Annotated in this window: 17 protein-coding genes; 9 read left to right on the top strand and 8 right to left on the bottom strand. The window is 56.0% G+C overall.

Annotation, left to right across the window (positions count from 1 at the left end; translation table 11 throughout):
- Positions 1–169: 169 nt before the first annotated feature.
- The 5 genes from NDI54_RS16090 to NDI54_RS16070 form a co-directional block, all read right to left on the bottom strand.
- A complete protein-coding gene (locus NDI54_RS16090; RefSeq protein ID WP_310897456.1) occupies positions 170–1,468 on the bottom strand; it encodes a DUF6498-containing protein in 1,299 nt (432 codons plus the stop codon).
- 673 nt (positions 1,469–2,141) lie between these two features.
- Entirely contained in the window at positions 2,142–3,374 is a 1,233-nt protein-coding gene (locus NDI54_RS16085) for an ABC transporter substrate-binding protein (protein ID WP_310897455.1), read from the bottom strand.
- Between the two features lie 51 nt (positions 3,375–3,425).
- Entirely contained in the window at positions 3,426–3,740 is a 315-nt protein-coding gene (locus NDI54_RS16080; protein ID WP_310897454.1) for an AzlD family protein, read from the bottom strand.
- Entirely contained in the window at positions 3,733–4,506 is a 774-nt protein-coding gene (locus NDI54_RS16075) for an AzlC family ABC transporter permease (protein ID WP_310897453.1), read from the bottom strand. Before NDI54_RS16075 ends, NDI54_RS16080 begins: the two co-directional genes overlap by 8 nt.
- 107 nt (positions 4,507–4,613) lie before the next feature.
- Positions 4,614–5,252, bottom strand: a complete 639-nt coding sequence (locus NDI54_RS16070) for an NAD(P)-dependent oxidoreductase (RefSeq protein ID WP_406600195.1) — start codon at positions 5,250–5,252, stop codon at positions 4,614–4,616.
- A gap of 136 nt (positions 5,253–5,388) precedes the next feature.
- Here NDI54_RS16070 and NDI54_RS16065 point away from each other — a divergent pair, with 136 nt between their 5' ends.
- Positions 5,389–5,724, top strand: a complete 336-nt coding sequence (locus NDI54_RS16065; RefSeq protein WP_310897451.1) for a winged helix-turn-helix transcriptional regulator — start codon at positions 5,389–5,391, stop codon at positions 5,722–5,724.
- Between the two features lie 940 nt (positions 5,725–6,664).
- Here the strand turns inward: NDI54_RS16065 and gfo6 are convergent.
- Both gfo6 and NDI54_RS16055 read right to left on the bottom strand, forming a co-directional pair.
- The gene (gene gfo6, locus NDI54_RS16060; protein ID WP_310897450.1) at positions 6,665–7,735 is read right to left on the bottom strand and encodes a D-xylose 1-dehydrogenase Gfo6; all 1,071 of its coding nucleotides are present in this window, start codon (positions 7,733–7,735) and stop codon (positions 6,665–6,667) included.
- Between the two features lie 1,041 nt (positions 7,736–8,776).
- The gene (locus tag NDI54_RS16055) at positions 8,777–9,409 is read right to left on the bottom strand and encodes a DUF7344 domain-containing protein (RefSeq protein WP_310897449.1); all 633 of its coding nucleotides are present in this window, start codon (positions 9,407–9,409) and stop codon (positions 8,777–8,779) included.
- Positions 9,410–10,199: 790 nt separating this feature from the next.
- Here NDI54_RS16055 and NDI54_RS16050 point away from each other — a divergent pair.
- From NDI54_RS16050 to NDI54_RS16035, 4 genes are all read left to right on the top strand, one after another.
- Positions 10,200–10,481 carry a winged helix-turn-helix domain-containing protein gene (locus NDI54_RS16050; RefSeq protein WP_053968835.1) on the top strand — a complete coding sequence of 94 codons (282 nt, stop codon included), beginning with the start codon at positions 10,200–10,202 and terminating at the stop codon, positions 10,479–10,481.
- Between the two features lie 319 nt (positions 10,482–10,800).
- Positions 10,801–11,016 (top strand): hypothetical protein, encoded by a 216-nt coding sequence (locus NDI54_RS16045; RefSeq protein WP_310897448.1) that lies wholly within the window; start codon positions 10,801–10,803, stop codon positions 11,014–11,016.
- 501 nt (positions 11,017–11,517) lie between these two features.
- Positions 11,518–12,351, top strand: coding sequence for a glycosyltransferase family 2 protein (locus tag NDI54_RS16040; protein WP_310897447.1), 834 nt, complete (start codon positions 11,518–11,520; stop codon positions 12,349–12,351).
- Positions 12,352–12,503: 152 nt separating this feature from the next.
- Positions 12,504–13,439, top strand: a complete 936-nt coding sequence (locus NDI54_RS16035; protein ID WP_310897446.1) for a DUF1616 domain-containing protein — start codon at positions 12,504–12,506, stop codon at positions 13,437–13,439.
- A 25-nt stretch (positions 13,440–13,464) separates the two neighbouring features.
- Here NDI54_RS16035 and NDI54_RS16030 read toward each other — a convergent pair whose 3' ends face one another.
- Entirely contained in the window at positions 13,465–14,634 is a 1,170-nt protein-coding gene (locus NDI54_RS16030; protein WP_310897445.1) for a glycosyltransferase, read from the bottom strand.
- Between the two features lie 348 nt (positions 14,635–14,982).
- On the opposite strand from NDI54_RS16030, the gene NDI54_RS16025 reads away from it, so the two are divergent.
- The 4 genes from NDI54_RS16025 to NDI54_RS16010 all read left to right on the top strand — a co-directional run bounded on the left by NDI54_RS16025 (position 14,983) and on the right by NDI54_RS16010 (position 20,559).
- The gene (locus NDI54_RS16025; RefSeq protein WP_310897444.1) at positions 14,983–16,182 is read left to right on the top strand and encodes a glycosyltransferase family 4 protein; all 1,200 of its coding nucleotides are present in this window, start codon (positions 14,983–14,985) and stop codon (positions 16,180–16,182) included.
- Positions 16,183–16,376: 194 nt separating this feature from the next.
- The gene (locus NDI54_RS16020) at positions 16,377–18,167 is read left to right on the top strand and encodes a hypothetical protein (protein WP_310897443.1); all 1,791 of its coding nucleotides are present in this window, start codon (positions 16,377–16,379) and stop codon (positions 18,165–18,167) included.
- A 73-nt stretch (positions 18,168–18,240) separates the two neighbouring features.
- Complete coding sequence (locus tag NDI54_RS16015) at positions 18,241–19,197, top strand: glycosyltransferase family 2 protein (RefSeq protein ID WP_310897442.1); 957 nt, start codon at positions 18,241–18,243, stop codon at positions 19,195–19,197.
- 120 nt (positions 19,198–19,317) lie between these two features.
- Positions 19,318–20,559 (top strand): glycosyltransferase, encoded by a 1,242-nt coding sequence (locus NDI54_RS16010; protein WP_310897441.1) that lies wholly within the window; start codon positions 19,318–19,320, stop codon positions 20,557–20,559.
- The last annotated feature ends 4 nt before the right edge of the window (positions 20,560–20,563 follow it).

Genomic DNA, 20,563 nt, shown 5'->3' with positions numbered 1-20,563 from the left:
AGACTGCGACCGCACCGCCTGAAGATATCGACCGCCTGCCGGACGGGAGAACAGCAGAGTACAGGACGGCGCAACTATTTTGTCGAAAACGGTGGTTTGTGTAAGTAGCAGCGTTTCCATAGGTGAAATAGTGGTTTCACCGGGGGCCGTACTGAAATACCCGGCTCACTCAGTCCAACAGCCCGTCCCCGCCAGGCCTGACTTGCTTTGCCCGCTCGGGCTGTCGGTCAAACACGGCGACAACTGGGCTGGGATCGGGCACGTGTGGCAGTGTGTATTCCCCCTCAGCGTGTTCAATAGTCACTGTCTCGGTACCGAGAAGCGAGTCAACCGACGTTCGCTCAACACGAAGACCATTTTCGTCCCACGGTTCAATGCGCCATAGAGCTTTGCCGAAGAGGCGGTCGTACGCGACAATAGCACGCTCATCCGGATCAACTCGGTATTCGACTGTCCCGTAGCGGAGGAACTGATCGAGACACAGCAGGAGGACTGGGATACCGACACTCCCGACCAGAATTGCGGTAACGATACCCCACGCTCCGCCAATTGCGAACAGCGCTGCACCGAGCAATCCGAAACCGCCGACATACAGCAGTCCCGTGTGTTGGCAGAGGCGAACTGGGCCACCGATGATCCGGCCCCAGCGAACCGGCCGGACCCGCTCGGGCGCACTGGTGAGCGTCCCGTCAATCGATTTGGCCTGTGATGGCGGCTCTTGCCAGCCGTACTTCTCGTTGTATGACTTGAAATAGACGGCCAGGCGGTCACTGTAGACGCCCAGGTAGTCCGATGTGAATTTGAAACAGATGACCATGAGCAACAGCGGCAGCCCAACGGCAGTCGGATCGAGAGCCCCGAGTTCCGCCTCAGGCCCTTCTGTGGCCGCCGTAATCAATACTAGCGTGATTATGCCACCAAACACGACAGTAACCATTCTGAATAACAGCCCTCGAAAGGCCGTCCGAGAACTGTGTTTCCGATACTCTCCGTTATAAAAGTACTTCCGGATATTCGTCGCTCCCGTCGAAATAAAAATCCCAGTGGCAGCCGCTGTCACGCCGGCTATCGTGTCCGGACTGGGCTCTGGCAGTGGGCCGACAAGCAGTGCGCCGGCGAAAAGCCAGGCCATGCCGACGATGAGCACAGTAACTGGGAGGACAACCACCGATGTGAGGTATACTCGCAGGCCGGTTCGCGGGACTGTGAGGCTATATTGTCGTGCCGCCAGCGCACCCACGAGTAAACTGTCGGTTTCAATTTCCGGTGGCCGACCAGCGAACAGTGACCGGACGAGCGCCCACACCGAGTCGATACCGAGTTCGAGCCAGTAGAGGAGCAACAGGCGGGCCGCACTCCAGTCGAGTAGAACGACACCGATAACGGGGAGCGAATTCGCAACGCTGATGCTGAGTAGCTCTGTCCGACGGTCGTTCTCTGTACTGAGAACCCGTCTGGCCAGGGGCATTACTACGTGGTGGTTGCCAGTGATACATGAATGAACTGATCGCAAAGCCAGGTGGTTACGGACAGGGGGTGTAACGCCCTCGAAACAGTCTACTGGCCGACACCGCACCCGGACCGCTCCTGTGTTTCGAGTGCCCACACGTTGGGATTTTCCTGGAGTTCGTACTCAGAGAGGAGGCAGTACCTGTAGGCGATGTCAAGCGATTGCAGAACGTGATCGGTGTGGTCTCACATCGATGAAGTATCCGTCTACTAATACTCAGAGAAATTCTATGCTCGGCCAATTAATTAGGACACAACCCATCAATAACCCTCTGAAAACTCAAAAAGGGGAAATATTTAAAATACTTCGGTGACACACACAGACTATGAACGAACGGCTGCGAAAAGCACTGGAGTCGCTCCCCGTCTCGCGTGATAATCGCAGTACGGCTCCCGATACGTGTACTGAATGTGGTGGTCCGTCATTACCGGGGGCCGGTCGTTGTACTGACTGTTTAGAAGCATGAGGGCCCCGTGGCGGCGAATATCCTGAAATACCTACAGCCGACAGTACGGGCTTGCTAGTAGCCATTGCAAATCAATGCATACCTGATCGCACAATCGCAGTGCGACCAGTGTGTCACTCGTTTCAATTGTTATTATAGCTGTTTTACACGCCGAACGTGGTCGAACTAGCTGCCCGCTTCAGGATTATTGCCTTCGGTAATTATCCCGGCAACACGGTCGCGATCGAAGAGGTGCTCATCGGACGGAATCTCCGGATAGTGATCGCCGTTTCGGTAGGTCGGCCACTCGCCGAAGATATCCGGATACAGCTGTTTGGCAGTCATTTCGAGCTGGAAGAGGTTCATGATCGGGCCGTGGTATCGCATTCCGTGTGCGTACACACGGTCGTTTTTGACCGCAGAGAGTTCGCTCCCGACGTTGTGCTCGGTGAGTTGGTCGCGGACGTTTGCCATGTCATACCGGGGTGTCATTCCCCAGAGGTGGAGGATCACGTCGGGATCGGCCTCCGCCATCGTTTCGTAGCCGACAGAGCCCCAGAGGCCGTCCCACGTTTCGTCCCCGAAGGCGTCGTTGGCCGCGAGCGGTCGCGTGTCGGCGAGCCAGAACCCGGGTCGGTTCAGGTGGTACGTCCAGAACTGACCGTCTCCCAGTGTGACTCGAACGGCGGTCGGTCGCTCTTCTTCCGGCGGAAGCTTTGTCTGGATAGTACTGATGAGGTCTTCGTGGACAGCCCTGAGCTGTTCGTGCCGCTCTCGCTCCTGGAAGACTGTGGCAACACGGCCGAAGAGGTCCCACAGCGTGTAATACTGGTAGCTCTCGGCGTAGGGTGCCTGTGGCTCACTGTGGGTTCCGCTGTAGAAATTACCGAAGAACGGACCGACGTTGTCAGCGATCTCCTCGATATCGGTCACGTCCCAGTTGTCCTGGGTAATCGCCCAGGCGGGGTCGAGGAGGTGAACGTCGCTGTCGAGACTGTAGAAGAACTCCTTGCTGAAGTTGTTGTAGGGATTCGGAAGTTCCGCCCATTCGAAGGAGACGCCATCGAGTCGCTCGTAGTAATGGTTCATCGACGGGCCGGCCATGTCCGGCACGAACATCGAGTTGACCGCATCACCGTGGTTAAGCGCAACCAGCATGTCCGCGTACTGATTGTACATCGTGAAGACGTTCTGTGGGACCGAGTCAAACTCAACATCCCCCACAGGTGCAATCGACGCGGTGTAGGAGCCGTTGTCTGTCGGTGTCGATGTATCTGTTTCGCCGGTGTTCCCTGTCCCGGCCGCGGTGCTGGTCGGTTCGCTACTGTCACCGGAGCAGCCGGCAATGAGAGACGAACCGAGTACCGTACTCCCGGCGGTGAGGTAGTGCCGTCGCGTGAGATCCTCCGTCTCGTCCATGCTTTTAGGTTTGCCTAATATACTGTATATGACTTTCGGATCGCCTGAGACTCACAAGACAGCACGGAATGCGACGACCGCCCCGACGCCCGTGACGAGTGCGAGAAAAATATTTCCGGTCCGCCAGGCGACAGCGGCAACAACGCTGCCGGCGAGCCACTCTGGGGGGCCACCGCCGGCCAGTTCCGGTCCGAGAACGGCAACGACAATTGCGCCCGGAAGCACTTCCAATGCTGCTTCGACCCGGTCGCTGACACCAACGCGGGTCAGAAGCCACAGACCACCTGATTTCGTGAGATACGTGGCTACAGCCATCGCAGCGATAATAGCGACGACCGTCGGATCGAGCGCAAGCGGATCAGCCACGCCGGACCACCTCGGCGACAGCAGCCGCCACCCCGCCGGCGATGACGTGCCACTGACCGGCCAGTACCTCTGCGGTGAGCAGCGCCGTGACCAGTGCGACTGCCCACGGGATGGCTGTCGACGCACCGTCCCAGAGTTCGACCGCGAGCGCGACGAAGGTCGCAACGAGGACGAAATCCAGTCCGAACGTGGTCGGATCGTCGATCACGCCGCCGAATGCGACGCCGACGACCGACGAAGCGACCCAGAACACCCAGATGGCGAGCCCGCTCCCGAGCAGGAACGCACCCCGGTTACTGCCGGACGTGAGGTCACGCATCGTCAGCGCCCAGTTCTCGTCGGCCATGAAAAACAGGCTGCCGTAGGTCTGTGGTGCCGACAGGTGCTTGAACCACGGCCGGAGAGCTGCGCCCATCAGTGAGTACCGGAGATTTACCGCGAAGACCGCGAGCACGACCGCTGCTGCTGGAATCGGGTCGGCCCACAACTCGACGGCGATAATCTGGGACGCACCGGCCAGGACGGTGGCGCTCATTACCGCGACTTCTGCGGCGCTCAGACCGGCCTGGTCGGCGAGCACACCGAACGCAATCCCGTAGCCGGCGACGCCGAGTGCCACCGGGACGCAGGTCACGAACCCGGCACGTATCCCGGCCCAGTCGAACGTCACCGCATCCGGTGTGGGGTTGTCTGTCGATACCCCCGCCTCGTCGGGCGTGCTATCCGTCGACTGCTCCGTTTCGGGAGGCGCATCGGTGGTGGGCATTTCGCTACTGACACTCCAAGTATACCGGCGGTGTGACACCGTCGTCCCGGGACCGTTGTCCGAGCCGAAGCGAGTCTTGGACTAAACGGTGTTGAAAACGAGCCTTGTCAGTAACCGGTTCCGAGATACGTGTGGACGGCGTTTTCCGCTTCGAGTTCGTCGACGAGGGCGATTGCGAAGTCTTCCATCGAGATGTAGCTGTCTCCCTCTTCGTCGGCCACGAGTTCGTGCTCGGCGGTCCGGTACTCTCCGGTCCGCTCTCCAGGTTCGATAAGCGCTGCCGGCGCGACGTACGACCACCTCAGATCGTCGGTCTCGCCGAGGATGTCGTACGCATCGATGGCCGCACGGGCGACTGGCTCCCACTCTTCGGGGAAGTCCTCCGTTTCGATGAGCATCGTGTCCGGACCGACCTTGAGTCCGCCAGCCCCGCCGGTCCAGACGAGTCGGTCGACAGCAGCACGGCTGAGGCCGTCGATAACGGCCTCTATCATTTCCACAAGTACTTCCGGCGACTCGTCATCGCTGGGTCCCAGCGCCGATACTACGGCATCGTGGCCTGTCGCCAGTTTCGTGATGTCGTCGGCGTTGGTTGCATCCCCTGCCACGGCGACGAACTCGTCAGCTTCGACCCCGTCTCCTGTCCCACCGCGGGAGACGCCTGTCACGCTGTGACCGCGGTCTGTGAGTTCTGTCGCTGTTCGCTGCCCGATTCGTCCGCTCGCACCGAGTAGTAGTACGTCCATGTATTGTGTATAGCCGCTGATAGTTGCGATACGGTACAGAGCCATGTGTCCGATATTGCGGTCACATGATCTCACTTGGTTTTAGAGCATGACCTTAATATAGTTCAGCAAACGTACGCTTGACCAGGTCACACCGATGTCATCTCATGACTCCCTGGAAGCAAAATACAGGGACTGCCCGGTTATCCAAACCCTCGAAGAGATCGGCTCGCGTTGGCGAATGACGGTGATTCACGTTCTTCGAGAGGGCGAACTCCGATTCAACGAACTCAAACGGGCGACGAACGCGAACTCGCAAACGCTGTCCCGCGTACTCGATGACCTAGAGGAAACCGGATACGTGCAACGCCGTGTCGAGGAGGGAAGCCCGGTTGCGGTCTACTACTCGTTGACGCCGAAGGGCAACGAACTGCTTTCGGCGTTCGATGAGATCTACGAATGGGGGGAGAAGTGGATCTCCGATAGTGACTGAATACCTGTTCCTTGCTACCGATTTCGAACGACTGCGAGCGCAAATACATAGATAGAATAGCCAATTTCACATAAAGAACGTCGGTTCTACGAACAGAAAACAGATATAGCATTATATATGTCGTGGTATATCTGATAAATACCCGGAGATAGAGATAACTGTCTCGCGGCCAAGTAAAGTGGGCTACAGAAATAAATATCTTATCAATAGATACAATATCAAAACATATAGTATCTGTATATTATTCTGACTTCTGCAGGCTACATCATGTTTGTGCTGTAGCGTCCATCTGTCCCGCTTACATAACATCAGTACAGATGTTATTGTATTTGATCGTTTAGTCTCAACTCACAATTCACGTGCCTGATACTTGATGCGATGTACCGAGCGCCCCGTCATAGACCGAACGCTATAGTAACAATTGAAACGATGTACACACTGATTACACTGCTATCGTGCGATCAGGTGTGCATTGATTTTCAATGGCTACTATAACACCCGACCGGACTTCCCATTCCGTATGAGTGAATAGCACCGGATACTCTATTCGGGACCCATTTGAGACCTTCTGGACCCACCTGAGCCCTTCTAGTGCTCGTTCTGTGGCTTCGACCGGTGGGTCACAGGGGAGCATGTATATCGACCAATGCGGCTCCGCAGTCATGTCTCACCGACTCAGCTTTCGCGCTCACCTGAGTGTAAGTACCGACAGCAGGCTGCCAGTGCCGAACTGACGATTCAGGCATAAACATAGCACCGACATTGCACGCCCGATTCTATGAGGTGGAAAGAGAACCCAGCGGCACCACCGATTTCGTTCGATTATTTTGAACACACCTCGGCACTGGCGAACGTATCGCTTTGAATAACATGGACAAGCCATTGTCTGTACGGTAGCGACCTCAAAACATCAAACAAACGAGAGTCTCACGAACCCGAGTTATAATTCGACGATATCGTTGCTCTCAGCGGCTTCGTGAATGGCCCGGATGATCCGCATGTCTTGGAGCCCATGGCGACCGTCCGGGAATATCTCTCCGTCAGTCAATACGCGATCAGCGAAGTAGTCGAACTCCTCCCGCATCTCGGCTTGCGCGTCAAACTCCTCGTGTTCAACGGTGATGGTGGTCTCGTTTCGGGAGAGGTGGAGCTTTGCCTTGCCGTGGAACGCCGGATTGAGTTCGATCTGTCCGTCTGTCCCGGTTATCTTCAGTTGTGTGTCCTCGTGCGCGTTCTGGCTGTCGGTCGTAACCATCTTCACACCGTCTTCCAGCGCGAGCAGTGCCCCGGACCGTTCGTCGGGCACGTCTTCGAAGGCGTCCGCATGGGAACTCATCTGCGATTGAACCGCCTGTGGTTCCCGGTCAAGTAGGAACCGGGTCGTGTTAATCGAGTAGATCCCCAGGTCCATCACTGACGTACCATAGCCTGACAGGTCGGGATTGAGCCGCCACTGGTCAGTGTTGGGATTCATTTCGAGTAACGGCTGGCTGTTGTTGCCGTGTACGGACACCGGTTCACCGATGAATCCGTCCTCGATGAGTTCCTTGGCGCGCCTGACGGCTGGATCAGTCTGCATTCGATACGCGATCATAAGCGGCACGTCGGCGTCGTCACACACCTCAACCATCTCCCGAGCGCGCTCGACTGTCGACTCCATTGGTTTCTCACAGAGGATGGCCTTGTCCAGATCCGCAGCTGTCTCGGCATACTCTAGATGGAAGGTGTTCGGTGTCCCGATGTAGATCGCATCGTATGCGCCGGCCGCTTCGCCCTCGTGGAACTCATCGTAGCTAATCCCGTGATCGACGCCGTTCTCGTCGGCGAGTCGTTCGGCCTTCTCCGAGGAACTGCTGACGAACGTCGTGACTTCGCCGAGATCGGAGTCCCGAATGGCGGGGAGCGCCAGGTCGATTGTCCACCAGCCAAGGCCTAACAGTGCGTACCGAACCGTTCCGTCAGTGGTTGTTTGCCAGTCGCGCTCCTCATACGCCTCAATCCATTCTTTCATAGGATTCAGATTCAACCGCTGGCGCTAAAAACTTCGGATTCCGGACACGCACCCCACGTGTCGGTTGTAGTGGCCGAGAGTGTTTTGCTACTGTCATCAACCGACTAGCGCAGTCTTGACAATAGGTCTCGATAAACATGAAATAATAAAAAACTCACAAAAACGATCTGGTAATGCACTACTACTATCCTGCTCACATTTGACCGGTTGACGGCAGCAATACTATTCCGAGGACAGAACAAATAATTGGTTTTTCGATAATCAGCCAATTATAACCAGGACTGAGATGGAGAAATTATCCCGGAATTTCTATCGGGTATTTGTTTTTAGCCTGTTAACACATGATTATACGGGTAAGTTAATCCTTATAGACATGAATCTGGCACAACCATTCATAAAAATGTCTATCATATGGAGATACTATCCCAGGCTCAACTTGGAGTACGTAATAATTGCCACTACTCACGATCTCCTGAGTCCGCCATCAAAACCATCAAGAAACCTGTATAACATGATCTCTCCCCCGATGTAAGTTGAGAGTAGACGGTTCATACCTTTGATTCAAAAGAACTGACTGGGGTCCTTCGGTAAATTATATCATTAGTTGAAGCCTCATACAATAGAATAATCACGCAGTGAGCCGGTAGCAACCGATGTGCCGCGTGCTGCAGAAATCTGGGCTTAACGTATATGTTCCCCGACCATTGAGGTCTTCTATGTGTAGACTCGAATAACGTGATCCGATAAGACAGTGAAGTCATCTATACTCTATCCGATATTACACTGTCAGTCTGTTTTAGCAAAATTGTCAACGGTCGATAGTCCTTCTGATGCATGGGGATACCCAGCCTACTATATGAATGTCTCTACGACAGCACGCGATTAGAACAGACTATATTGCTGTTGTATGATTGTCAGCTCGGACCTGATTCGACCGATATCATAGACGGTCTATCTTTTGTCGAAGTCTCCCCGTACGTTCGTGTATCTGTTCGGACAGCGGCATAAAAAACGCAAATGGAATCGAACAGTTCTTACCGGCTACTCGTCGTTCGTCTCTTCCCGCTCGACTGACCACTGAAACACGGAACACGCGGCTGCTACTCCCACTACAAGCGAGAATAGAGCCAGTACCGTGCCCCCGGAAAGGGAGAGAACAATAGAAGCAGCAAGGACGAGTGCACCCAGTCCGGAAATGGACGCGTAGTACCGGTACCACTGTCGATCCTGTTTCTGGTTGGGCCGGTCGAGATACTTCTCGAAGTCGCCGGCTTTCTCGGTGAGCGTGATACGGCCCCGGTCTTGATTGAAATCAACGACACCGATGTCGTCCATTTTCGGAAGATGGCACTGGTAGAGGCCTACGTACACGCGCTTGCGCTCACTAGATGTCAATGCGTCAGTCGTGGTGTCATTTTCGATGGCTGCAACGTGTTCCGCGAGCTCTCCGAGAGAGACCTGTTCGTCTCGCTCCCGGAGAAAGTGGAGGACCTCCCTTCGACGGCTGTTTTTCAGTATTTCAAAGATAACGTCCAGGGACGCACTGGCATCGTCGTCTTCCTGTGACGCTACTTGACTAGCATTGCTCTCGGGCCCGCTTGGCTCTGATACGGACTCATCGCTCAGTTCAGTACTCGGTTCTGCTTTCGTTTGTGCGGTGTCTTTGACTCCCATATTTACCCACTTCCTGTGTGCTGCGACATCGTTTACCCGTCTGGAATCGCGCTCACACAGCCCCCCGGCTGTATCGACGGAACGTTACGCTGTCAGCCAGCATTTCAATTCAACATCACCTTGCTACTTAATACTTTGTTATGTAATGAATTGGATAATTTTGATCTGGTTACCATCAGGGGTAGTCAGTGATTGTTTCGGTATTCTGGGTGTAATCGCGCTCTTCCCACGGATATTGGCTAGTTCACACTACGGGGTCTGGATTAATTCGTATGCTGACTGATACCCTTGCAGAGGCCGATTACAACCGTTGAGATGTGTGTCCGTCCAGTTAGTACGCGATTTCTCGACAGGCCTCCCAGCAGGGTACATCCTACCGGCACATCATGCCACCCCCTACCATGTAAGTAACGTGATCTTACAGGTAACTGTCGAATGCCTCTCGGCTTACACAGACCAATTTAAGTGCATTGGCATTCCGTGATAGTGGATAGGCTTCGATAGCCGTCAGGAATCGGAGCAGTACAATCATCCACGGCAGCACCGACGAATTGGCTGTCGTCTGGAGTGACTCATCGATAACACGCCTGGAAGTGTAATTCTAGCGGCAGAGTGGTGTTACTCACCATATACTCATTATGCGGAGTAATCAACTAAATCCATGTATGGCTACGAAACGAGACCAAACGACACGAGCGAAACAATTAACCACAGGCACATGGAATAACATTGTACACGAGTCTCTGTCCAATGAAGGTAGCTGGTACACTCGTGCATACGAATAGATACGATGGCAGACTTTGATCAGTGGGACGAAGTGAGCTACGTTATCAGTTCACGGTATCGAGTCGAGACTCTCCGTAGATTGTCTGAAGGCCCGGCGACACCGTCCTTAATCGCGGATGACAGGGACATGAGTATCGCTCACGTTTCTCGCGCGTTGCAAGAGCTTCGGGAATCGGAGCTTGTTGACCTACTCGTTTCGGAAGACCGGAAAAAAGGGCGCGTGTATGATATCACCGAGAAAGGTGTCGACATCTGGGAAACGATCGAACGGAAGAACATGGCGTAACTATCACGACTCGGTGCCGCTCTGATCGACGCTTGCTTGCCGCTAGGCGTATCGATCTAGAATCATCTCTTTCTCTGTCACCCATTTGAAACTCGCGTACGTCTCTGCAGGCAGGTCAATCTCCCGTAGACCGTCTTACTGCGTCAATTTTGTGTACCTAAGCGTCGCGCGCGCGACAACGGTCATGTCGGTCAAACCACCCTAGATTAAATACGACGATAGCGGCTCCAGTGGGGTCGGGAGAACCAACGTCTCCAACGGTGATCGCGCGTCGCTTGCTGAGCTGACCCAGGACAGGTACGGCCGCTACTACGATGAGGTGAGCAGCGAGACGAAGGGGCAGATCAAAGCGATTCACGAGCGTCAACCGTTTGCTGATGGGCTTGTCGCTGCCGACGTGCGGACCTGTGAGGAGATTGCCCGCCAAGACTACGGAGCCGACATCCTGCCCGACGGAGACTTGAATTTCACTGGCCTTGCCATTGCGGTCAAACAGCAGGTTGAAGCGGACTTCGATACACAGTTCCAGAGCTAAGCCGGTGACCAGATCGAGTCCTGGGATGAACTTACACAGGACACGTACGGAACTTCCTGCGCGAACTCACCTCTAGTCGCCAGCGGCGATCAGAACGACGTATCAGGCCCAATTCGAATAGCTCTCTGCATAATGCGGGTAACCGCATTACGTCGGCGTTTCTCAGACTCCGTCTAACGCGATATTTATTGATCGGCTGATCCGCTGTATACGACTGCTAACTCTGGAAAGTAAGGAATAACAATAGCTCGATTTGTCCAACATGGGGATAGAGAGGGCCGTGTACTGATGACCGGAGAGCGGTCCTACGACCTACCATGACTATCACTGAACAGGAGGTTGCTATTGACGAATGGGTCTGGCACGGGAGCCGGCCCGAGACGAGTAGTTGCCAGTTCGGTAACGCTATCTGCACTGTTGTAGCGCCGCCTCAACGATGGACCCGCACTGCGCAACTCACAGAAACGAAACAGCGCTGCCCAGTTTCCAGGGGGGTATAACGTGTACAAAAGTTCGACGGTCGGCGTCGTTATCCCCGCGTACAACGAAGAGGGGTTCATCGGCGATGTCATCGATTCACTCCCGGAGTTCGTCGACCAGGTGTTCGTTATCGACGACTGCTCGACGGACAACACGTGGGCCGAAATCAAGGAGTACGTCGACGCAGAAGCACAACAAGCCAGTGGAACCGTTGCTGCCACAGATCAGATGATGATTGCCGATGGGGCTGGAGAGACGGTTCCCAAAAGCCAGCGGTTCCTCGATAGGCGAATCGTTCCGGTACGTCATCAGACCAACGGGGGCCGCGGGGCCGCTGTCCAAACTGGATACGAACTGGCACTGATGAGTGATATGGACGTGGTTGCGGTCCTCGACGGTGACGGACAGATGGACCCAGGCATTCTGGAGCGGATACTTGACCCAGTCGTTGACGGAAACGCGGATTACGCGAAAGGCAACCGCCTGATATCTCGAAGCCACTGTAGACAGATGTCCAACTGGCGGCTGTTCGGCAACCTCCTCCTCACGATGCTGACGAAAATAGCCAGTGGGCACTGGAACATGCGCGATCCACAGAACGGGTACACTGCTATTTCCACGACGGCGCTCGAACAGCTCTCGTTGAACGATCTGTTCGATGACTACGGCTTCCTGAACGATCTCCTGATTCACCTGGACGCACACGGGATGACCATCCAGGACGTACCGATGGAAGCACTCTACGGCGACGAGTCAAGCGGTATCCGGTATGGTTCGTTCATTCCACAGCTCTCCATGCTACTACTTACTGGATTTCTCTGGCGTCTTCAGCGGAAATATTTCCGGCTTGAGTAATTTCGATCCCCCAGGTCCGGAAAAGAGCGACCTGATATTCCCTTGTCAATAAAGGTTCGTGAACTGTTCAGTTCGTGTGGATCGGGACACGGGCGGAGGGGAGTCAGATTATGCTGTTGCTACTTATGCGTCTGGAGTAGTGAGTACCGGTCATGGGTCGGTGGTCAGATACGTTGACAGCGGTTTCGGATTTAGTTGGTGTCGTTGCACTCACAGTGATTGCGCTTGCTGCGACTATCTCACCGCTTGACGGACTGTTGCTTGCTGGCGTTGCGATCCCGTTTCTCCTGTTCGTGCCGGGCTATGCGCTCATTGCTGCCCTGTTCCCGGACCGGGAGTCGACGCACCAGCAGCATCGGCTCATCGGTTTAGAACGGCTCTTGTACGCTGTGGTCGCGAGTATCTGTCTGGCAGTTGTCGTCGGGGTAAATCTGGATTTCACTGGGTGGCCAATCCGACCGGTTCCAGTCGTATCGATCCTCGCTGCGGTGACGCTTTTGTCGACGCTCGTTGCCCTGTATCGCCGGACCGTGTCGGAGTCGGATTCGACTAAGACAGCGGTGCAGTTCAATACGGGTCCGAACAGTCGGACACAGTCAAGTGGCGGCATGCAGCTCGGCTCAATCGTTGTCGGAGTGGCTCTCATGATTACCTTGGCCAGTGTTACCTTCGTCGCGGCACAGCCCCAGCGTGGGGAAGCATACACCGAATTTGGACTGTTGACCGAGAACAATGGGACGTTGCAAGCGGACGGATATCCCGCCGAGATGTCGCTTGGCGAGTCGAGTGACCTGTACTTTACTGTCACGAATCGTGAACAGCAACAGACGAACTACATCGTCGTCGTCCAACTCACCCGAACAGCGCCTACGGGAGATGTGATCGAAAAAGCGCGCCTCGATACGTACACCGAGACGACCGCTCCAGGTGAAACGTGGCGACAGAGTCACACTGTCACGCCAGTTCTCGAAGGTGAACGGCTTCGGTTGACGTATCTCCTGTACCGGGATGGAGTCCCGGCGCAACCGACGGTCGACAATGCCTACCGGGAGACGCACATCTGGGTCGATGTCGTCCAAAGCGAATAATACTGTGGCGTTGTGCTTTTCGGCCTCACAACGTGGTCGGTGAGTCGGGCGTCGACTCGACTGGCTCACTGGTGGCAGGCTCGGCGTACTGGTGAACGAACGCCTCGTACTCGTCTATCACGGCATCGGGTGCGAAATCGGTTGCCCGTTCGATGAGGCGATCCGCAGGTAGCGGGGAGTCCAGCGTTGCCTCGATTGCCTCCGCGAGTGCCCTATCGTCTCCAACGGGTGTGAGACGACCATACTTGCCGTTCTCGAGTATCTCTGCGGGACCGCTCGGACAATCCGTTGACACGACTTGACAGCCACAGGCGAGCGCTTCGATGAGCACCGTCGGAAGCCCCTCGTGGATCGATGACATCGCGAGTACGGACGCGCCGCCCATGTAGCCGTATGGGTTCTCGACGAATCCGGCGAAGGACACGACATCGTCGATACCCAACTCAGTCGCTAACGCTTCGAGTTCCGTTCGTTTCGATCCCTTTCCGACAAGTATCGCTCTCGTCTGTGGCCGGCTCTCGTGGAGGTGCGCGAAGGACCGGAGGAACGAACTGAAGTTCTTTGCCCGCTCAAGCCGTCCGACGCCCAAGATAACCTCGTGCTCCGGGGAGTCGAGCCACCGGTGGTCGACAGACTCACGAGCCTGTTGCTGGACTTCACGCACCGGAACAGGGTTGTGCAAGACGGAGACTTTTTCGCGGTCGACGCCGACGTTTTCGACCACGCTCTCTGCGACCCCCTCCGAGACAGCGACGAACTGATCGGCCTGGCCTGCCAGCCGCCGCTGCAGCAACTGCACGAACTTCTCCTTTGTCTCTTCCTGCATGCCGAGTGTATTGTGGATCGTCCCGATCGAGACGGTCTCGGACCTCGCCACCAGCTGTGAGACCAGATAGATCCCGTTGGCGTAGGTCATCTGTGAGAACAGGATGGCCGGTGACCGTATGGAGAGATATCGCGAGAGACACGGGACGCTCGCTCCGATTCCGAGAACCGGTATCTTCGGCGTGTCCAGGTCGACGACGGTTACCCGGTCGTCGACTTCCGCTCGAAACGCCCCATCGTTGAACGATACCACCAGATCAACCTCGTAGCCCCGTTTGGCAAGTCCGTTCGCGACGGAAACCGTCACACGTTCTGCCCCGCCGACCGTCAGTGACGGTACATAGAAGGCTATCGGCCCAGTCTTTCCCATTACCGGAATACAGTGTACGGGGGTGTTTGTTTATGCTGTCCCTACGACAGTCCAGAGAAAACGCTGCAATAGGGCTCTGAAACAGCATCTCGTGTCAATGATCGCGATAGATCTGGGAGAGTCCTCCAGTCAGTACAGGTGGCGTAACCGCTGTAAGCCGGTCGGATATTCTGTCATACATTCAGTAGCTTGACAACGGCACAGCCACGTCCAGCCCACCTGAAAACACCTGGAATTAGCGTTTGGCTGAAATCAATCAAGTTGGAATATTTTGTGGCGTAGAAAACCGTTACTCGGAAAATATGACTATTAACTAAACCTGTCTCTGCATAAGGTTGGGGTGAACAAATGCGTATTCTTCGGGTGGCCCAGGATATCTTCCCTGAAACGGTCGGTGGTGCACCGTACCATATACACGCTCTCAGTCGTGACCAGGCCGCACGCGGTCACGACGTAACTGTGTTGACCGTTTCGGGCGAGGTGGACCAGCGCGAGACCGTCGAACGTGACGGATACACGCTCATCCGCCAACCGCCGAAAGCTGAGATCCTGGGCAATCAACTCTTCACGAACACGATCGGGACTCTCCGAAACAATGCGGACTACGATGTCGTTCACGCACACTCCCACTTGTTCTTCTCATCGAACGTGGCCGCGGCCTACTGTCGGCTGGGGGACGTTCCCCTTGCTGTGACCTGTCACGGTTTAAACTCCCAACGCGGGCCGTTCTGGTTCTCGCGTGCGCACCTGCGGACACTGGGGAAATGGACGTACGACTCGGCCGACGTGACGTTCTGTTACACGGACATCGAGCGGTCGAAACTCCGAGACCTGGGAGTTGATGCGGACATCGCAGTCGTAAACAACGGTATCGATACTGACCGGTTCTCCCCATCGGGGCCGAAACACGAGAGGATCGATGCAGCTCCCGGTCCCGCAATCACCTTCGTCGGTCGGCTCGTGGACGGCAAACGCCCTCAGGACGTGTTGGCGGCGTTTGCGGAAATCCGAGACAGATGCCCGGACGCACAGCTCTTCTTCTGTGGCGACGGGCCGATGCGTGACAGTCTGGAGAACACTGTCACCGAAAGGGGGCTGCACGATGCCGTCACCTTCCTCGGACGTGTCCCTTACAGTGAGATGCCGACAGTCTTCAGAGCGGCTGACCTGTTCGTTTTGCCCAGTCGGACCGAGGGCTTCCCGCGAACCGTCTTGGAAGCCCTGTCATGTGAGACACCGGTCGTTGCCAGTAACCTCGAACAGACTGCGACAATCGTCGAGCAGACCGGTGCAACCGTCGAGGTCGGTGACATCGAGGGGCTTGCAACGGCCGTCGCCGATCTGGTTGAAGACGAGCAACTTCTGTCCGATCTCGGAAGTCACGGACGCCGGATCGTCACGACACGCTACGATTGGGCAGACACCGTTCGGGAAACGACGAACGTACTGGGACAGGTCGCTGAGATCAGCGAACCAGCGACGACAGAACGCAAGGGGCCGTCCAGTCCTCAGATTCCAGTGGCACGAGACGAGATGGGGTCCAAATAAAAAGAGTCTCGTGGTTGGTCTGTTCCACGTGGGTGCCGCTATCAGTACGCCGGCCGGAACTGCTCGGATTCTTCGTGGCAACCGACCGTGCAGTTCCCTGGGATTGGACCGTTAGTTTCTGATTACTTAAGAATGGGACGGTGTAAGAGAGGTGCAGGAATGGGTCGACAACGGAGCGACGGTAACTAAAACACATGGGCTACGAGACAGATATCGATAGGGGAATCTTCGACACCTATCAGTTTGCAAACCGGGATCTACAGGAGTACCTGGTAATTATACTGGCAGGGTTCCTCGTTCTGGAAAGCGCCGTTTTCCTCACGATACAGCCGGCAACAGGGTACGAAACATCTCTTATTGATGCAGTCCCACAATCGTTCTGGTACCTGTTCTACATCGTCCTCGGGGGCGGGATACTGACGTTGATCGCCGCTGCGGCGACTGGGTCAGGATACTGGCGGCACGGTCTCGCTCTCATCATCGCCAACTACGCGATGTACTTTTTCCTGCCGAAGGCACGCGGCTACCGGTTCTACGGACAGGGGACTGCGGACGCACTCCGGCACTTCGGTGATGTGAAGGGGATACTGGCAACGGGGTCACTTCCGGGCGTCTGGTACCCGGGTGAACACGTCCTGATGGCCCAGATGACGATGCTCGGGGTTCCACTGGACGCGATCCCGTATCTGACAGCGTTGCTGTTTACAACGATACAGATCGTCGGTATCGGCGTTCTCGTCAGGACCATTTCCGGACAGTCCGGGAGCCTGGCGGCAGGGCTGGCAGCCGGGACGCCGCTTATCTACACGACGTTCCATCTCTCGAATCACCCGGCCATGAACTCGTTCATGATCGTGCCGGTACTGCTGACGCTGACGGAACTGTACCGTCGGAGCAACGACAAGGAGTACTTCGTACTGTTCCTGCTTATCGGCGTGTTCGTCATCTACTCGCACCCGATGACGACCCTGTTCATGGTCGGGTTGTTACTGCTGACTGCGGTGTACTCCGGCGTGTTCAGCCGGCTCTCACTGACCCGTATCCGGACGCTCAGCCCGAGACTCGGCGTCGCGTTTCTGCCACTCCTGTTTGCGTGGCTAACGAAGTTCGGTCAGACAGAACAAGCGATCATCCAAGTCGTCAATTCACAGGACGACGCGACCCCCGCAGCGAGAGAGCTTCAGCAGGCCGGTTCTGTGGAGTTCTCGACGGCGCAACTGGCTGAGAAATTCATCACACTGTATGGCTCCACGGCGATATACTTCACTATCGCGGGGCTGTTCACCCTGGTGACTATCTACTGGTTCCTGTGGCGCAGCCAGCGATATGACTGGGGGCTCGGAACCACGCATTTCACCGCCGGTCTCGCTATCGCTGGGACGTTCCTGCTGGGCAATCTCATCGTCAAAGGGATTATCCGAGCGAACCGCTACTCGCTGCTGTTCGCCGCTGTCGTTCTTGCACTCGCCCTCATACACAGTGCGAGCGAGCAATACTCGGGCATGACCGTTGTGCTGGCGATCCTTCTGGTAACGAGTGGCGTGTTAGCCGCGGGTGCAGCGTACGAACCGAACAACCACATGACCTACGCCGAATACGACGGGACCCACTACATGGCGACCCACTACGACCAGGGAGTTCCGATCCACGCCATGGACACCTCCCACAAGATGCAGGCGTTCGTCCTCGGCAAAGACAGCCCGAGATACTACCCGGCGGATATCAACCTCAACAACAACATCCCACGGAACCTCGGGTACTTCAGTGCAGATGTCACGGCGTCGGATACGTTCGGTCGAAGCTACGTCATGACGAAAACACACGACACGGAGCAGCACACGGCATCGTACTATACGGACCAGCAACAGGAGTATCTGTTCAGATACGGCGAGGACAGCCTCGCACGGTTCCACAACGACCCGACCGCCAACAAGGTGTACACCAACGGTGGTTTCAGTGGCTGGTCGGTCTCACCCGATAACTGATCCCCACTGTGTATGGCGGCGCATAGTGAGGCACTAACTTTACTCCGGTATCGCTAATCCCGATGACAACCCCATGTCGCAACCGCTGGTAAGTGTCGTCATTCCGACGTACAAACGACCGGACAAGCTCAGGCGCGCCACACGGAGCGTCGCCGAACAGACCTATCCGAACATCGAACTCATCGTCGTCGACGACCACTCACCACAACCAGCCAGCGACACGCTGTCGGGTGATTCTTTCGATGGCCTCAATCTCGTCTGTATTCGCCACGAGGAAAACCGTGGCGCGAACGAGGCCCGAAACACCGGAATCAGCGAGGCCGACGGGGAGTACATTGCCCTCCTCGATGACGATGACGACTGGCAGCCGAAAAAGATCAGCAAACAGGTTGACGTGTTCCAGCGGTCCGACGACAGCGTCGGTGTCGTATATACTGGCTGTGAGTACGATTACGGCTCCTACACGCGCGAAGTCATATTCACCTGTGAGGGGACCGTGGCTGAAGACCTCTTCGTGGGGAAATCCTTCGGCGAGTTCTCGACGCTGATGGTTCGACGTGATGTCATCGAGGCAGCAGGGTTGCCCGACGAGCGATTCCCGAGCTGGCAGGACCGCGAGTGGCTCATTCGCCTCTCCCAACACACGGAGTTTCGGGTCATACAGGAGCTGCTGACGCGACGGCATTGCCCGGAAGACGAGGAGCGGATCAGCAACAACTACACCGAAAAGCGGGACGTTTCCTTTCCGCTACTGGTCGAGAAACATCGAGATCTCGCCAGAAGCTACGGCCGCAAATACGAGCGGCTGTTTCTGGCATCGCTCCTGTTCATTCTCGGACAGGACGCCCTCCGGAATCGGTTCTACAGCGATGCCAGGAAACAACTGTTGAAGTCCGTCTACTACTATCCATTTGACGCTGACCGGGTGATCTACGCGCTCGTTGCCTTTGGTGGCCGACTGAGCTACGAACCAGCGCGATATCTCGCCCGAACGATGCACGGTCGCTCCGATGGGACGATAACCGAATGACTGATTCGTACTGGCATGTACAGAGTGATAGACCATATCATACAGTAGAAGTTGACTTACAATGGGATCCGATACCCAGCTATCTGGCAGCATGGTGAGTACTGAATCGCAAGTCTCTGAGTGTCCTCGGGACGATATTTCCAGGGCATCGTGTACTACCGCTTCGACACCGTGGACGGTGATGTCGCCGTGACCACGCTCTGGTACTTCATCGGTGCGCTGGTCATCGGAGGTGCTGAGCGTACTCTCGTCGATCTGGTGAATGGCCTCGATCACGACGAGTATGACGTGACTATCTGGACAATTTTCTCGACGAATCCGCTCGAATCGGAGCTCGATTCGGCGGTGACGGTACGCTGTTTGACCGACGCCGGCCAGTTCGAAAACGGAACGATAGGGGGCGTCGAGACACCACTGGCGTACGTCATCGCGCCGCTTCGGTTCTGCTTCGCTGCCTGGCGCGAAGACCCGGATATCATCCAGTCGTTTCTCTTCTATGGCAACGTTATCTCTCGCATAGCTGGTCTCACCTGTTCGGCGAGGGTTATCACCGGGGTCCGATCTGTTCCAGACTCGGAACCACTCGTTCGTCGTCTCATCGATAAGGTGACACTGCCGTTATCGGATGCAATCGTCTCGAACTCGACGGCTGGACGGGAGTTCGTTATCGAGCGTGGAGCTTCGCAGGACGACGTTGCAGTGGTGTACAACGGCCGAAACGTAGACACGTACCGCTCTGCAACGCCAGCGGCCTTACACGAGGAACTGGATATTCCCGCGGATGCGACTGTTATTGGAACGGTCGGTCGCCTTCTCGAACGGAAGGGCCACTTCGACTTACTGGAGGCCTGGGTCACGATTGCAACAGCGGTCCCGGATGCACATCTGGTGTTCGTTGGCGATGGCCCCGCACGTCAGGACCTCGAACGGCGTATCGAAGAGCTGGACTGTTCGGATTCGGTCCATTTCCTCGGGACCCGGGACGATGTTCCGTCGCTGCTCAACGCCATGGACCTCTTTGTCTTCCCGTCGCACTTCGAAGGGCTTCCCGGGGCAGTCATCGAAGCGATGGCAGCCGGTCTGCCCATTGTCGCGACGCCGGTCGACGGCAACAGCGATCTCATAGAGAACTATCAATCCGGTCTGTTCGTCGATGTTCGGTCGCCACAGCAACTCGCCTGGGCAACGATCCGGCTAGCGAATCACCCCGATTTCGCGGCGGATCTCGGTGCGACAGCAACCGACCGGGCAGCGGATCAGTTTACTGTTGACGCCATGGTCGACGGCTTCGAGGCCGTGTACCGACGCATGTCCACGAACTCAAAAGAAAAGAGCGTTTACCTAAACGAAGGACCCGGGTAATCTC

It is taken from the genome of Haloarcula terrestris (assembly GCF_031624315.1).
Classification (GTDB): Archaea; Halobacteriota; Halobacteria; order Halobacteriales; family Haloarculaceae; genus Haloarcula; species Haloarcula terrestris.
This window is presented reverse-complemented; position numbering and strand designations above follow the sequence as displayed.